Raw genomic sequence first — 14,623 nt, forward strand, 5'->3', positions numbered from 1 at the left:
CCAAGCCCTTTTTGTAAGAACTGAACGGTTAGCGCAGACTGCGTATCCTCTAGCTCACCACTTCAAAACTTTTCACTTCTAAAACAGGTCCGATCATGGCGGTCGTCATGACATCATTTCGCACCTGTCCTTCGACTTTGACCTGTAAGCCAGGTTGCAAGAGGTCTTTGGGTGCGCCTTGGTGAATTTCGTAGGAATCTCCATCTCCCGTCACCAAAGCCCAGGTGCCTGTACCCATTTCCGACTTTTGCATAATTCCTTCTACTGTAATGCTCATGCTGACTGCGTCTCCGCTTTTGATCCCAGGTATGCCAGTCCAAAGCAGAGGAGAGCGTTCACGATCAGATAGCTACGGGCGATCGCTCCACTTCCCAGCCAAAGGACTTCTGGCGAAACAATAGCACTGATAGCAAGACAAGATGCCACCCCAAGGGCAGAACCTACAGCAAACCATTTCCACTGTGCGTTACCTAACAGCAGAGCTACCAGCACCAGCGGAATTAGCACACTGGCAAAAATCGGGTTTAGCAAACTGCTGCCCTGAATTGCTCCGCCCAGTTCGGGGATCGAGCTACCCAGAATACGGAAGGGGAACTGCGGCGCGTCAAACACGTACAATCCGCGCAAAAAGAACAGACCAGCACTACCGGCAACCAGTCCACTTCCTAGCGAGAAGCTAAAAATCGGCAGATAGTTTCTCAGGAACCACGCCAGTAAGTAAGACCCTAACACCATCCCGATCTTGGGCAACAGCGCTACTACACCGCCATCAAACCAGAAGCGCAGGTTAAGGTAGCCATTATCGCGTAGCCAGCGGAAAAAGTCGCGGAAGTTAATTTGTCCTTTTTGCGCCAGCTTCACAGCAGCAGCAGCATCAAGCTGTCCCGCACCAAAGTGGTTTAGCTCGTCTCCCTGAATCACCCGGGCAGACTGCTTCAAGACTTGAGCGATCTCATTGGGACTTTCAACTCCAGATGCTTTGACGAGTGCCGCAACGCCAGCAACGTGAGGGGAAGCCATGCTAGTTCCCTGGAAGGCTCGAAAAACAGCTTCTCCAGTTTCAGGGTCAATCGTTTGTTGAAGCACTCCGCCCGCTGGATTGCTGCCACCTGTAGAACCACCGGGAGCAGAGATGTCTACCCCAGCACCGAAGTTGGAATAGGGCGCTTTGACTCCAGTGGAATCTAGCGCCGAAACGGCAATCACGTTGGGGTAACGAGCTGGATACGAGGCAGAGTTACTGCTTGCATTACCTGCGGCAGCAACAATCACAACGCCTTTACCGTGGGCATAGTCGATCGCCTCTCGCATCAAGTCAGTGTCACCACCGCCGCCCAAGCTCATATTAATTACGTCGGCGTTGTGATCTGCGGCAAATCGAATCGCTTCAGCAATATCGGCAACTGTGCCGCCGCCAGAGGCTGCCAGCACTTTTAGCGGCATGATGTTGGCTTCGTAAGCGATCCCGGCTACGCCATAGCCGTTGTTGGTGGACTGGGCGATCGTGCCAGCCACATGGGTGCCATGACCGTTATCGTCTGCGGCTTCTGCTCTGTCGTTGACAAAATCGTAGCCCGCGACAAACTTCGTGCTGCGAAGATCGGGAACCTGGCTAACTCCAGTGTCAATTACAGCGACCGTTACGCCTGCCCCTTTGGTTTCATCCCAAGCGGATTCGATGTTGATGTTGAGGAAATTCCACTGCTTGGCGTAATCGGGATCGTTAGGAATGTCTTGAGTGGAGTAGATATAGTTTGGCTCAATCGACTCAGTGTATTGCTTTAGCTCCGAGCGTCTTAGCCGCTTTAGCAGTTGGCGATCGCCCTCCACGACATAGACATTATCCTGCTCTGAGAAAATGCTGTTGAGGCGAGGAGTAACGTTGAGCTGTTGGGCGATCGCCCCCAACTCACGCTCAATTTGCCCTGCCTGAAAATCATCCCGGAAATCCAGCACAATGGACTCGTATTCACCCTTGTTTGCTAGACCAGGAAAACTCGCCAGCGCAAAAAACAGCCCCACCAAAAACAATCCAGTTAGAAAAAGCCTTTTCATAGAATCCGCTTCGCCGCAGCATCAGTTATCCACCAAGATAGCTCAAGCCCCCTCTAATAGAGGTTGAACATTGCTAAAAAACGTTGCTAAAAGTTGCTTTCAGTATCGTGTTGAATCAGGTAAAAAGTTATGACAAGAGGACTTCTTTGGCTGCCCTTACTGGCAGTTTTTATCGGGTTAGCCTGGGCGGGCTGGAATGAATATCAGAAATTAGAAGCTTATCGAGTTTGGGCAGAGCAGTTTGAGCGTGCCAAATACGATATCTATTCAGTGCTAGGGCAAAATGGCAGCACCTTGACCTGGGGTAAGCCGACTCGCAAAGCTCCTGTTAACCTGCAAACCTTTTCGCTGAAGCAAATTCGCCGCGTTCGACTCTGGGTAGACAACCAGTCTGTCGATTTAGAAACACCGCCTCAAAAGAGCCGCAAAGTTGCTTTGGAATTCGAGCGATCGGATGACGCTGAGCCAATTCGCATTCCTTTCACCGATCTGTCCCTGGCAATTCAATGGGGGAATCACCTTCAGCAAAACTTACGCCAGCTTCAAGCCGAACCAATCGACGGGAATTGATTCTTCAGAAGGAGTTGGTATCATGCATTCATAAAAAAATTGGTCTTCTACTTTATTCCCTTGCCCGATAGCGATGACTAACATTGCATCCGTTTCTCGAACAGAATTAACAGAACGACGGCAAAAACTACGCCGTCAGCGCCGTTTGAAGGTTGTGCAGGCTGGCTGGCGGACACTGGCAGTCAGCGGATTGGCAAGCGGATTAGTTTGGGGAGTCACCTTACCTGCCTGGACAATTCGAGTACCTGAACAAATTGCGATCGATGGTAACGAGTTTCTCTCTGAAGAGGCAGTTCAGGCGCTCTTACCGGTTGCCTATCCTCAACATCTCTTGCAGTTACAGCCACAGGCACTAGCAGCTCAGCTAAAGTCTCAGGCATTCATTGCCGATGCGACGATAACTCGCCATCTGTTTCCTCCCGGACTGACTGTGCAAGTTCAGGAGCGTCGTCCTGTTGCAGTTTTTTTAGAACCCGATTCGGGTACTGCTGGTTTAGCCAACTCCCCTGAGCAATCCGCACAGTCAACCGTTTTGCCAGGGGCAACCCAGATCAAACTACTCGATGAAACGGGGGTATCTATGCCCCTAGCAAACTACAGCGGATCAAACCAATCACCGCTGCCAAGCTTGAGAGTTGTAGGAATGCCCCGCCAGTATCTTGCTGAGTGGTCAAAACTTTATCAGCAGGTCAGCCGTAGCCCAGTTGCTGTTCTTGAAATTGATTGGCGAGATCCAGCTAACTTGATTCTCAAGACAGATCTAGGAATGGTGCATTTGGGTTCATACAGTTCCCAGTTTCCAAAGCAACTGAATGCCTTAAACCAAATGCGTGAACTTCCAGAAACTGTAAATACTAGTCAGATTGATTATATTGACCTGAGAAATCCTGATAATCCTTCTCTCCACATGATTGAAACTAGCGCTGTGCCAGAGGACACAACAACATCTAGTTCTCCCTAGTTTTTGTGGTTGCTCATTCTGAGATTATTGCTATTTTGGCAGCGGCTGATTCATTCAACAGCTTGAGCTTTGGGCGATCGCGCTTCCCCCCAACCTATTCTTGTAAAGCAGTAATCTCAAACTTTTCGCTAGAGCAATTTCACAACGGGTTGAAATGAATGGATTGACCCATTGATGCTTGCATATTCCTCTGGCGAATGCACCCAGAAGTAGATTTCTAACTTTTGGATTTAGTTAAACTCCTATTTACTCCAGCTATTGTGTATTATTGGTTTTTCAAGCAACTTACCCTATAGTTGACTAGAGTTGGCGAGTAGGTAAAGTTGAGCTTCAGCCATACACGGTTGAAGCGCTTCTCAAATAGATTAAATTACTGAGTCTTTTGAGTTCTGCCCATCTAGGCTCATAAGTTTACGGGTAGAAGGTCACTGAATTGCTTATTCTTAAGCCCTATCGCTTTAGCAGTTAGTGATTTGTCACCCATGCAGTTTTTAGTAAATGAAATCAATTTACTCTTCCAGTATCAATGAACACTTCAAATCCTTTTACCAACTCTGGGCTACACTTAAGTCAGGTCCGCGATGCCAGAGCCGTGCTGGGAGAGGAATCCAGGAGCGATGAGATCGTGCCGAGCAGCATAGCCAGAATCAAAGTGATCGGGGTCGGCGGTGGTGGCTGTAACGCCGTAAACCGAATGATTGCCAGTGAGGTCGCGGGTGTAGAGTTTTGGTCGATTAATACAGATGCTCAGGCATTGGTCAATGCATCTACCCACAATCGACTTCAAGTTGGGCAAAAGTTAACTCGTGGATTGGGTGCTGGCGGCAATCCGGCAATTGGGCAAAAGGCAGCCGAAGAATCACGAGATGAAGTTGCTTCGGCGCTAGAACATGCTGACTTGGTGTTTATTACGGCTGGCATGGGTGGCGGAACAGGCACCGGCGCAGCCCCCATTGTTGCAGAAGTCGCAAAAGAGATTGGAGCTTTGACCGTCGGCGTGGTGACCCGTCCCTTTACTTTTGAGGGTAGACGGCGTACCAGTCAGGCAGACGAAGGGATTGCAGCTTTGCAGAGCAGAGTCGATACGCTGATCATGATCCCCAACGATAAGCTGCTGTCGGTGATCTCAGAGCAGACCCCCGTGCAGGAAGCGTTTCGGGTTGCGGATGACATTTTGCGTCAAGGTGTTCAAGGCATCTCAGACATCATCACGGTTCCGGGGTTAGTCAACGTTGACTTTGCCGATGTGCGGGCAGTGATGGCGGATGCAGGCTCTGCGCTAATGGGTATTGGGGTTGGCTCTGGCAAGTCTAGGGCTAGAGAGGCCGCAATGACCGCAATTTCCTCGCCACTGCTCGAATCCTCAATTGATGGGGCGCGCGGGGTTGTGTTTAATATCACGGGCGGCTCTGATTTGACGCTGCACGAGGTCAATTCGGCAGCGGAAATTATTTACGAGGCAGTTGATCCCAACGCAAACATCATTTTTGGGGCGGTGATTGACGATCGCCTTCAGGGTGAGGTTCGAATTACGGTGATTGCGACGGGTTTCTCAGCTGAGCCACAAGCTGCACCTACATCTAGAGTGACAACTCTAAAACGGAGTGTTAGCGCTCCCCCCATCACCCCTGCACCTCCAACCACGCTTTCTGAACCCAAGAACAAACCCGGTTTGGATATTCCTGAGTTTTTGCAGAGACGACGACCCACTCGGTAGAGAAATTGCTCTTAACCTCTTTATGCTCATCGAACTGTGAAAAAATCATAGTTCGATAGCTGTTCTTACAGAGATAGCGCTTGGCAATCACCCAATCTGTTAGAACTTCAATCTACGGTTTGCACGTCGGGATAGGTGGTAATTTAGAATTTGCTCTGTTACAATCACAGGTTAAAAGTGGTTAACCCATGAGATTTGTAACCATGACAGGAGTACCTGCTCAGACCCGTTTTGTTCAGGCAACGATTTCAGAACCATTCCGAGAGCCAATGTTCTATTATTTTGCCTACGGCTCCTGCATGTGTCCGGTAGATTTGAAGCGATCGCTCGGTGAAAATGTTCACGCTCATGTGATTGGGGCTGCCACGCTAAGAGGCTATCGGTTGGGCTTTTTTCGCCAATCGCGTTTAAGAAACTGCGGCGTTTTAGATGTAGTTAAAGACCCGACTGCATTTGTCGAAGGCGTTTTGTACCGATTGCCGCAGCGGTTGAGCGATCGCCTAGATTTACGTGAAGAAGGCTATCAGCACGAAATTGTGACCATTCATCATCAAGGTCAGCAATATGAGAATGTTCGCACCTACGTTGTTTTAGAGAAGCTAACTGAAGAGCTTGCTCCAAATGACTGGTATTTCAACGTGGTGCTACGGGGCGCTGTCACTTGCGGTCTGCCAGAGCAATATTGCTGGCAGTTGTTTAACCACATGCATCAGCTTCAGCAACGCCACGGGCTACAAGCTCCGCTACTACGCTCAGCCTAAAAGCAAGTTTCATCTTGCTCGTGGTAAAGGTCAGCACTACAGCAACCAATAAATTGATATAGGTCGGATGCGCTTGTTTCTGTCTCACCTTTTTTTGCAACAGCTAGTTTGGACTAAAAGATAAACTGGGTGCGAACGACGCTTCTATACTTTATGCAAGCGAAAGAACAGCCTCACTATTCGCCGGAAGAATATTTAGCGCTTGAGGAAACTGCTGAGTTCAGGAGCGAATATTGTAATGGGCAAATTTTTCCGATGGCAGGGGGAACACCAAATCACAATCGCATCACGGTTAATTTTGGTTCTGCTTTAAGCCTTGCCTTAACTGAGCAAGACTATGACATTTTTATAAGCGATATGAGGCTCTGGATTCCTCGCAAAGGACTGTATACCTATCCAGATGTCATGGTCGTTGAAGGAGAATTGTCCTTTGTAGAAGGACGCAAAGACACTATTACAAATCCCTTGCTAATTGTCGAAGTTTTGTCCGATTCCACGAAAAATTACGATCGAGGCGAAAAATTTGAGTTTTACAGGACTTTAGCTAGCTTTCGAGAGTACGTCTTGGTGGATCAGTACAAAGTGCATGTGGAACATTGCTCAAAAACTGCAAACAATCAATGGCTGATGACTGAGTATGAGCAACTGGATGCAGTACTGTGTCTGGTTACAGTTCCATTGCAGATTCCGCTATCCAATGTCTATAGAAGGGTAGTTTTCTGAGCGATCGCCCTCCTCAAAATTATTTTCTTTAAGACTCTTCAGACTTGCAGTAGCAGAAGATAGGTATTGTTGATTTCACCTTGATAGGTGATGTTAACTAACCTGTTTTTTGTGATTCTTGTTTTAGCGAAGAGTGAACGTAACCCCTGAATAGCCTAGCTTTTCTAAACAGTAGCTAGGAGGAGTATGTTTGTATGTTTAAGCTCAGCAGCATTTCGGCGATCGCACTATTAGCTCCAGTCTTATGCATATTTGGAGTTTCTCCAGCCAAATCTCAAGACGTAACTTGTAGAAATTTTTTGACTCAAGAAGCGGCTCAATCCTATTTCGTGTCAACGGGATTGCAAACGTTGGATTTTGACGGAAATGATGTCGCTTGTGAATCTCTGCCTAGCCTACAAACCTCAGATGACTTTCAGGTCGCCAATGGGCGAGAAGATAATTATGTCTATGAACTCTGGAGAACCTTGAACCATGATGACGAGATCAGGTACTATCTGACAGTTCGAGAGTTGCGACAAAGAGTTCGCCCTGAAGGGTGGACAGTGAGGTTAGGCGGCTTTCAAACAGGCTCAGACGCTCTAGTCTTTTTTGACTGCATCTATACCGATCGGGCATCTTCAACCTGTCCTGATTTATCCTCTCTTTCCTTACGGTGAACCCTATGTTTTGTCCCCCACGTAACGGAGTTATTCATAAGAGTTAAGAGAGAAGGCAGGGTGAAGCCTTGCCTTCTCGCCTAATTTTGGTAACTAGCCCAATAGTTGAACCCAATGGTTGAAAACTGCGATCGGGCTACTCGGGCAGAAAGCCGACTGTCTCGGCGTGTTCTTCAGAATACTGAGCCAAACGTTGGGAAACCTCTGGGTTATAGAGGCGTAAATAGTTCCAGTAGTTTTCAAACACAGACTCGACATAGCCCTTCGTTTCGGGGAAGGGAATCTGTTCAACAAATACATCAGGGTCGCTAAAGCCAAAGCGATCGATCCAATCGGCAACGCTTCCTGGTCCAGCATTGTAGCTAGCAACCGCAAATAGGGAATTGTTGTCGTACTCCCGATGGGTATAGTCCAGATACCAGGTGCCCAGAGAGATGTTGTCGTTGGGGTCACTCATCGTGTAATCTTGCAAGCCAATTTGCGAGGCAACCCAGTCTGCCGTATCTGGCATCACCTGCATTAGCCCAACTGCACCCGCCACGGATTCAATTTTGGGCTCAAATCGAGACTCTTGCCGAATTAAAGCGGTCACCAGCATCGGATTAAGCTGCCGCTGCTGTGACCAGGAATTGATCGGTTCTAAAAATGGAAAAGGGTAAAGTGCTTGCCAGTAGCCTGTCTGACGCTTGAGTGCCTGATATTCAAGCTCTTCCTCTGGCTTTTCGCGCCACTCCAGGCTAGAAACCATGAAAATGCCGTCTAGATTGTCTCCCACGCCAAGACGCATTAACCCATCAGTGAATTGTTGAGCAACGGTAGGCTGTACCGGGTTGTCAAATTCAACTTGCCAAATGGACCAGGCATCGCGGTATTGTCCCAGACGATAAAGCTCCTGTAGTGCGGCTGACCCGGCAGGTGGGACAGGTTGGCTAATCGGTTTGACCACCTGCGGAATCTGTTGCCGCACGGTAGTGAAGTTGCCCACATCCCAACCCAGTGTGGATGCCGCTCGCCACGCATAATAAGACCCGGGATAGTGCGTCAGGACATACTCAAAAGCTTTGTTTGCTTCTGCCTGCTGACCCATCTGAATTGCCCATTTGCCTACCCAGTAAGCAGCTTCAGGGGCTAATTCGCTGTCGCCATTTTCGGTGACAATTTGCCGTGCCCATTCCCATGCTGTTCGGGCATCGCCTGCTGTCGCCGCTCGTTCTGCCTGCTTCCAGCGCAGTTCTGCGGCTGCCTCAGAATTGCTGTACTGAGTCAAGATAGACTGCCGTGCCTGACTTGCAGACTCAGGGCTTTGCATTGCCTCCAACACGTCTGCCCTTTCTGCGAGTGCTTCAGCAGCGCGGTCGGGAAAACGCTCAATCACAGTATCCAGGTAAATTAAGGCATCCTGTGGCTTGTCAGTTAGCTCTGCCATTTTAATCAGAGCGGTTGCGGTTTCGTCAGCATCAGGAAATTCTTGCGTTAGCTGGTAGTAAGCTCTGAGTGCATCAGAGTAGCGTTCTCCTAACTGAGCACCCCGCCCGGTACGGTAGGCATTTAGGGAAGTGCGAGGCGCTTTGGCGTAGGCTGAGCCAGCACTGCCGTAATAACCATTTTCCCAGTAGGCAAAGGCGATCGCCTCCCAGTCTTCAGGTTGAAGCTGGCTACCGTACTCATTCACCAACCGATCCAAAATGGAAGTAATTTCGGGTAAGTAATGCCCATGCTTCGCCAGAACCAACAGCATTGAAAGCTGGTTTGGGTCTTGGCTGAGGCGAGTTTTAGCAATTTCAATGCTGCGGGGATGGGCGGGGAATTTGGCGATCGCCTGATCCCAGTACTGCGGGTCACTCTGCCCCAGCGCAAATAACGCCTCCGCTGTAACCGGATCATCAGGATATTCCGTCCAAAGCTGCTGCCACATTGCTGTTGCTGCTGCCGGATTGCCGCTTGCCGTGTGTGCTTGCGCCCGCTTGTAGAGAATCTGCGGTGCCAGAGCAGCATAGTCTTGCTCCAGATCTTCCAGCCAAGGAAGCGCAGACCCTGCCTGTCCCTGCTGAATCAAGTCACTGGCGAGAAGATACCGTGCTCGATTGCGATCGGGCGAAGGGGAACCGCTCGCAATTTCCTCTAGTTGAACGGCCCGTTCTGTCACTGATACTGACACCAGGGGCAACACAGCGGAGGTTGTATCCTGGCTCAAATCCAGTTCACCGGTTGCCTGCTCGGTGACAAACCATTGCTTGACCAGGGGTTGCTCTAAGACTAAATCGCTCAATCTGGATGCAGAGAAAGTGGCACCCATAGTTAAAGCTGCCAGCCCTGCGCCAACAGCTAAGAAAACCTGATTCTTACGTTGCTTTAGCATGAAGTCTGGCTAAACCTGCAATTCCTAGATTGAATGACTGCTAGCGTCCCAAGGATCGTTCTGTCTTTCACAGCATGATAACAATCCTTAATTGATTGTGACCGTCTTTAGACAGCGATCGCCCTTCTCCTGATGCAGCCCAAACTCAGGTCAAATCAAAATTGAGCAATACTGGACGTATTGATGCTTTCAGGTAGCGGGAGAAATGAATCTTCTAGGGACAGATACGCCACGCTTAAGTTGGTCTGGGGATTTGCTGGTCATTGGTTTATTTGAAGATGCTGTAGATTTGACAGGCGATCTGGCAGAGCTAGATACCAAGCTGTCCGGCACATTAACCGAACTGATCGGAGAAGCCGAGTTTAAAGGAAAAGAAGGCAGCAGCGCAGTGACCCGAGTCGGCGCAGGTAGCCCCATTCGCAAGATTGCAGTATTGGGTTTAGGTAAACCCGAATCATTGAAGCTAGAAAGTCTGCGTCGAGCTGCCGCAGCCGCCGTTCGCCTAGCGAAGAAAGAAAAGAGTAAAACGGTGGGGTTAAGTCTGCCTCTGTGGAATAGCGATGCAGCGGTAAGTGCTCAGGCGATCGCCGAGGGCATCGAGCTCACCCTGCACCAGGACAATCGCTTTAAGTCAGACGAAGATAAAGACAAAGCCCCTCCGCTTGAGCAAATCGATCTGCTTGGCTTTAACGGTCAGGATGAGGCGATTACCCGCGCCCGCCAGATTGCTTTGGGAGTGATTCTCGCCAGGGAACTGGTGGCAGCTCCAGCCAATATCGTTAACCCCATCGTCATGGCAGAAACCGCAGAGGCGATCGCCAATGAATATGGTTTAGAGCTACAGATTCTGGAGCGAGAAGACTGCGAGAAGTTGGGAATGGGTTCTTTTTTGGGCGTTGCTCAAGCTTCTGACCTGCCGCCTAAATTTATCCACCTCACCTATCGTCCTGAGGGGACACCTCGACGGAAATTGGCGATCGTCGGTAAGGGGCTAACCTTTGACTCTGGTGGACTTAACATCAAAGGGCCAGGCAGCGGCGTTGAAATGATGAAGACCGACATGGGTGGGGCTGCCGCAACGCTCGGTGCTGCAAAGGCGATCGGGCAGATCAAGCCCGATGTTGAAGTTCACTTCATCAGTGCTGTAACCGAGAACATGATCAGTGGTCGGGCTATGCGCCCCGGCGACATTCTCACTGCCTCTAATGGCAAAACCATTGAAGTCAATAACACTGACGCTGAGGGCCGTTTGACCCTGGCAGATGCGCTGGTGTTTGCCGAAAAGCTAGGCGTAGATGCCATTATCGATCTGGCAACCCTAACCGGAGCCTGCATTGTTGCACTAGGGGATGATATTGGCGGGTTGTGGAGCGAAGATGAGGCGATCGCCACCCAGCTTACCCAAGCTGCCGAACGTTCTGGCGAAAAGTTTTGGCGAATGCCTATGGAAGAAAAATACTTCGACGGCTTAAAGTCCGTTGTAGCCGATATGAAGAATACCGGCCCGCGTGCTGGAGGCGCAATCACAGCCGCCCTCTTCCTCAAACAATTCGTTAAAGAAACCCCCTGGGCTCATCTAGACATCGCTGGGCCTGTGTGGAAGGAAAAGGAAAATGGCTACAACAACCCCGGAGCTACGGGTTTCCCGGTTCGGACGTTGGTGAATTGGGTGTTGAGCTAAAGGGTTAGGGGGCAGGGGCTAGGGGCTAGGGGAGCGCTAAAGCCCCTTCTGAAGACTCTGCCTCCGTAGTTCCCAAGCCCAGCTTAGGAACAGGTAAAAACTTGCAAAGACTCGGCAACAAAGGTAAGTAGAAGGAAATATGCCCTAGCCCCCAGTCCCTAATCCCTTACTTAACAATCCCTTTTGTAAAGAAATATTGCAACTCCAAGAACTTCCGTGTTAACTTCTATTTACAAGAGTTGACTTAACTGAGGATTGCTGTCATGGAAGCTCAAGAGCCTAAGTTTGGATTTACCCGGTTTGCTGAAACTTGGAACGGTCGCTTGGCAATGATTGGTTTCGTCGTGGGTTTGGCTACCGAATATGTGACTGGTCAGGGCATCCTCTCTCAACTGGGCTTGATGTAATTATTCCTGCCAAGTTTAGTTAACAATTCATCAATAGCAAAGGGGCGCACACAGTGCGCCCCTTTGCTATTGGGTATCACGAGAGTTAGGAAAAAATGGGAGAGGGTTAAGCCTTTTTTTGCTAACTTGAGTACCAGCGAAATGTGTCTAAAATTCGGCGCTAAGCGGAGTTCTGGGAAAAGGAATCACGTCACGGATGTTGCTCATCCCCGTCATGAACTGCACAACCCGCTCAAAGCCTAAGCCAAATCCGGCATGGGGCACTGTGCCATAGCGGCGTAGGTCAAGATACCACCAGAGGTCTTCAGGATTCATGCCCTGTGCTCGAATCCTCCGTTCCAGCACGTCAAAACGCTCTTCCCGTTGGGAACCACCAATGATTTCACCGATTTTAGGAGCTAGCACATCCATTGCTCTAACGGTTTTCTCATCGTCGCTGAGGCGCATGTAAAAGGCTTTGATCTCAGTTGGGTAGTCCGTCACGATTAGCGGCTTTTTGAATAGCTCTTCTGCCAGGTAGCGCTCGTGTTCGGACTGCAAGTCTAAGCCCCAGGAAACGGGATACTCAAAGGTGCGATCGCTCTTCTCCAATAGGGCGATCGCCTCTGTATAAGTAATTCGCTCAAACTCGTTATTGATAATGTTGTCTGCTGTTGCCAGCACCGAGTCATCAATCCGCTGGTTAAAGAACTCCATATCTTCTGGGCAGGCTTCTAGCACATGCTTAAAGATGTGTTTGAGAAAGTCTTCTGCCAGGTTCATGTTGCCTTCCAGGTCGCAGAAAGCCATCTCCGGCTCAACCATCCAAAACTCTGCCAGGTGGCGTGATGTATTCGAGTTTTCGGCTCGGAAAGTTGGGCCAAACGTGTAAACATTGGAGAACGCCAGCGCCATTGCCTCGACCTGAAGCTGTCCGCTAACGGTAAGGTAAGCCTGTCTGCCAAAGAAATCTTGACTGTAATCTACCTTCTGGTCTTTAGTTAAAGGAATTTTCTGTAAATCTAAGCTGGTAACGGTAAACAGTTCTCCTGCCCCTTCACAGTCATTTGCAGTAATGATTGGCGTGTGAATCCACAGAAAGCCTCGCTCTTGAAAGAACTGGTGAATGGCGGCAGCACAGGCATTGCGAACCCGCAGTACAGCTCCAATCGTGTTGGTGCGCGATCGCAAATGTCCCATTGTTCGCAAAAACTCAAACGAATGGCGCTTCTTCTGCAACGGATAGGTTTCTGGATCGGCTTCCCCTTGAACGGTGACGCTTTCTGCCTTCATCTCAATCCGTTGACCTTTGCCCGGAGATGGCACCAACACTCCCGATATTTCTAAAGCAGCGCCCGTATTCAACCGCCGAACTACTTCGGCATAATCCGGCAAATCTTGATTGATCACGACTTGAAGGCTAGCCAGAGAGGAGCCATCATTCACCTCAACAAAGGAAAACCCTTTCAATTCCCGCTTAGTTCGCACCCAGCCCTGAATTTTGACCGCTTCGTCAGGCTGTCCGGTCTTTAAAAGTGTTGCAATGCGTTGAGTCGTCATAGCGGAAATCACAAGGTTAGAAGAATGGTGAATTTGGAAAAGAACGCAAATTCCTTTTCTCATATTGCCTCAGAGAGCTAGAGTTCTGTGGCAAAAAGAACTGCTTCCTGGGAAGAGCGACAGGTGTGAAAAATGAAAAAGCTAGGAAATGCAAGCATTCTCTCGTTAAAGAGCGATTTTACTCCGAGTTTCAGAGTACGTTACCGAACAGACAGGTTTACGCCCCTAACCAATAATTCGGGTACAGAGTCAGTGTGGTAGTTCTCTGTTTAGCTGAGCGGAAGTGACTGAAAAATGACCCTTAACCTTGAGAGATGAGAAAACGGTAATGTTTTTCCCTATATATGTTTCTCCCTGTATACTGTCTGCCATTCTCTTCTTAAGTAAGGCTTAGTTTAGAAACGCCCAATGTCTAAGCCTGAAATTTTCAATAAACCCAAGAATCACTTACTGGCTGCCCTGCCTGATGAAGACTACCAGCGCCTCTTACCTCACCTGGAGGAGGTTCAGCTCCCGTTGAGAAAAATCCTCTATGAGCCAGGTGAAACTCCTAGTGCAGTTTATTTTCCCAATAATGCGATGGTTTCCCTCGTTGCGACGATGGAAGATGGAGCAACCGTTGAAGTTGGGCTGGTGGGTGCTGAGGGCGTAATTGGTTTGCCTATTGTTTTAGGCGGCAAAGCAACTGTCTACCAAGCAATCGTGCAGCTTCCTGGCACTGGAACGAGGCTAGATGCCGATATCTTTAAAGCCGAATTTGAACGGGGCGAATATTTGCAAAGGCTGGTGTTGCTCTACACCCAGGCATTGCTCACTCAAGTTTCACAGAATGCGGTTTGCAACCGTTTGCACACTATAGATGAACGGTTGGGACGCTGGCTGCTATCTGTTCAAGATTCCTTGGAAGCCGATGAGCTACCGCTGACCCAGGAGTTTATTTCGCAAATGCTGGGAACCCGCCGAGCTAGCGTTACCGTGGCTGCCGGAAGTTTGCAAGAGCAGGGAATCATCAGCTATAGCCGAGGCAAGATCACGATTCTCAATCGGGAACGGCTTAGAGAGAAGTCCTGCGAGTGCTACAACGTGATTAGTGGTGAGTTTAATCGGCTATTAGGACTCAAGAGGAATTGGTCTTAAATAAGCTCGTCTAGTTGAGGCGATCGCACCCTCTGCTTAGGCTGCTATATGTAC

General features: G+C 49.4%; 13 protein-coding genes and 1 pseudogene. 10 read left to right on the forward strand and 4 right to left on the reverse strand.

Going from position 1 to position 14,623, the window contains the following annotated elements; genetic code table 11:
* Positions 1-49: 49 nt before the first annotated feature.
* Both H6G00_RS06030 and H6G00_RS06035 read right to left on the reverse strand, forming a co-directional pair.
* Positions 50-277 carry a hypothetical protein gene (locus H6G00_RS06030; RefSeq protein WP_190645200.1) on the reverse strand — a complete coding sequence of 76 codons (228 nt, stop codon included), beginning with the start codon at positions 275-277 and terminating at the stop codon, positions 50-52.
* On the reverse strand, positions 274-2,055 hold the full coding sequence (locus H6G00_RS06035; RefSeq protein WP_190796039.1) for a S8 family peptidase: 1,782 nt from the start codon (positions 2,053-2,055) through the stop codon (positions 274-276). The genes H6G00_RS06030 and H6G00_RS06035 overlap by 4 nt, the downstream gene beginning before the upstream one ends.
* A 129-nt stretch (positions 2,056-2,184) precedes the next feature.
* On the opposite strand from H6G00_RS06035, the gene H6G00_RS06040 reads away from it, so the two are divergent.
* The 7 genes and pseudogenes from H6G00_RS06040 (at position 2,185) to H6G00_RS06070 (ending at position 7,446) form a co-directional block, all read left to right on the forward strand.
* Positions 2,185-2,625: a hypothetical protein gene (locus H6G00_RS06040; protein ID WP_190796040.1), complete on the forward strand. Its 441-nt coding sequence runs from the start codon at positions 2,185-2,187 to the stop codon at positions 2,623-2,625.
* Between the two features lie 73 nt (positions 2,626-2,698).
* Positions 2,699-3,586 (forward strand): FtsQ-type POTRA domain-containing protein, encoded by an 888-nt coding sequence (locus tag H6G00_RS06045; RefSeq protein WP_190796041.1) that lies wholly within the window; start codon positions 2,699-2,701, stop codon positions 3,584-3,586.
* A gap of 5 nt (positions 3,587-3,591) precedes the next feature.
* Positions 3,592-3,744 carry a hypothetical protein gene (locus H6G00_RS06050; protein ID WP_190796042.1) on the forward strand — a complete coding sequence of 51 codons (153 nt, stop codon included), beginning with the start codon at positions 3,592-3,594 and terminating at the stop codon, positions 3,742-3,744.
* Positions 3,745-4,103: 359 nt separating this feature from the next.
* Positions 4,104-5,303, forward strand: a pseudogene (gene ftsZ / locus H6G00_RS06055) (cell division protein FtsZ); the annotation flags it as partial.
* Between the two features lie 203 nt (positions 5,304-5,506).
* Positions 5,507-6,064 carry a gamma-glutamylcyclotransferase gene (locus H6G00_RS06060; RefSeq protein WP_199318340.1) on the forward strand — a complete coding sequence of 186 codons (558 nt, stop codon included), beginning with the start codon at positions 5,507-5,509 and terminating at the stop codon, positions 6,062-6,064.
* A gap of 153 nt (positions 6,065-6,217) precedes the next feature.
* On the forward strand, positions 6,218-6,787 hold the full coding sequence (locus H6G00_RS06065) for a Uma2 family endonuclease (RefSeq protein WP_190645205.1): 570 nt from the start codon (positions 6,218-6,220) through the stop codon (positions 6,785-6,787).
* 194 nt (positions 6,788-6,981) lie between these two features.
* Positions 6,982-7,446 (forward strand): hypothetical protein, encoded by a 465-nt coding sequence (locus H6G00_RS06070; protein WP_190796044.1) that lies wholly within the window; start codon positions 6,982-6,984, stop codon positions 7,444-7,446.
* A 136-nt stretch (positions 7,447-7,582) separates the two neighbouring features.
* Here the strand turns inward: H6G00_RS06070 and H6G00_RS06075 are convergent, their stop codons facing one another.
* On the reverse strand, positions 7,583-9,805 hold the full coding sequence (locus tag H6G00_RS06075) for a transglycosylase SLT domain-containing protein (protein WP_190796045.1): 2,223 nt from the start codon (positions 9,803-9,805) through the stop codon (positions 7,583-7,585).
* A gap of 205 nt (positions 9,806-10,010) precedes the next feature.
* On the opposite strand from H6G00_RS06075, the gene H6G00_RS06080 reads away from it, so the two are divergent.
* Together H6G00_RS06080 and H6G00_RS06085 are read left to right on the forward strand one after the other, a co-directional pair.
* A complete protein-coding gene (locus H6G00_RS06080; RefSeq protein WP_190796046.1) occupies positions 10,011-11,486 on the forward strand; it encodes a leucyl aminopeptidase in 1,476 nt (491 codons plus the stop codon).
* 263 nt (positions 11,487-11,749) lie between these two features.
* Positions 11,750-11,893, forward strand: a complete 144-nt coding sequence (locus tag H6G00_RS06085) for a chlorophyll a/b-binding protein (RefSeq protein WP_190645209.1) — start codon at positions 11,750-11,752, stop codon at positions 11,891-11,893.
* 147 nt (positions 11,894-12,040) lie between these two features.
* Here the strand turns inward: H6G00_RS06085 and asnS are convergent, their stop codons facing one another.
* Positions 12,041-13,432 carry an asparagine--tRNA ligase gene (asnS, locus tag H6G00_RS06090; RefSeq protein WP_190796047.1) on the reverse strand — a complete coding sequence of 464 codons (1,392 nt, stop codon included), beginning with the start codon at positions 13,430-13,432 and terminating at the stop codon, positions 12,041-12,043.
* Positions 13,433-13,840: 408 nt separating this feature from the next.
* Between asnS and H6G00_RS06095 the strand changes: the two genes are divergently transcribed.
* Positions 13,841-14,569, forward strand: coding sequence for a Crp/Fnr family transcriptional regulator (locus tag H6G00_RS06095; protein ID WP_190796048.1), 729 nt, complete (start codon positions 13,841-13,843; stop codon positions 14,567-14,569).
* Positions 14,570-14,623: the final 54 nt, after the last annotated feature.

The sequence above is a fragment of the Leptolyngbya sp. FACHB-541 genome, assembly GCF_014695875.1.
Taxonomy (GTDB): domain Bacteria; phylum Cyanobacteriota; class Cyanobacteriia; order Elainellales; family Elainellaceae; genus JAAUTN01.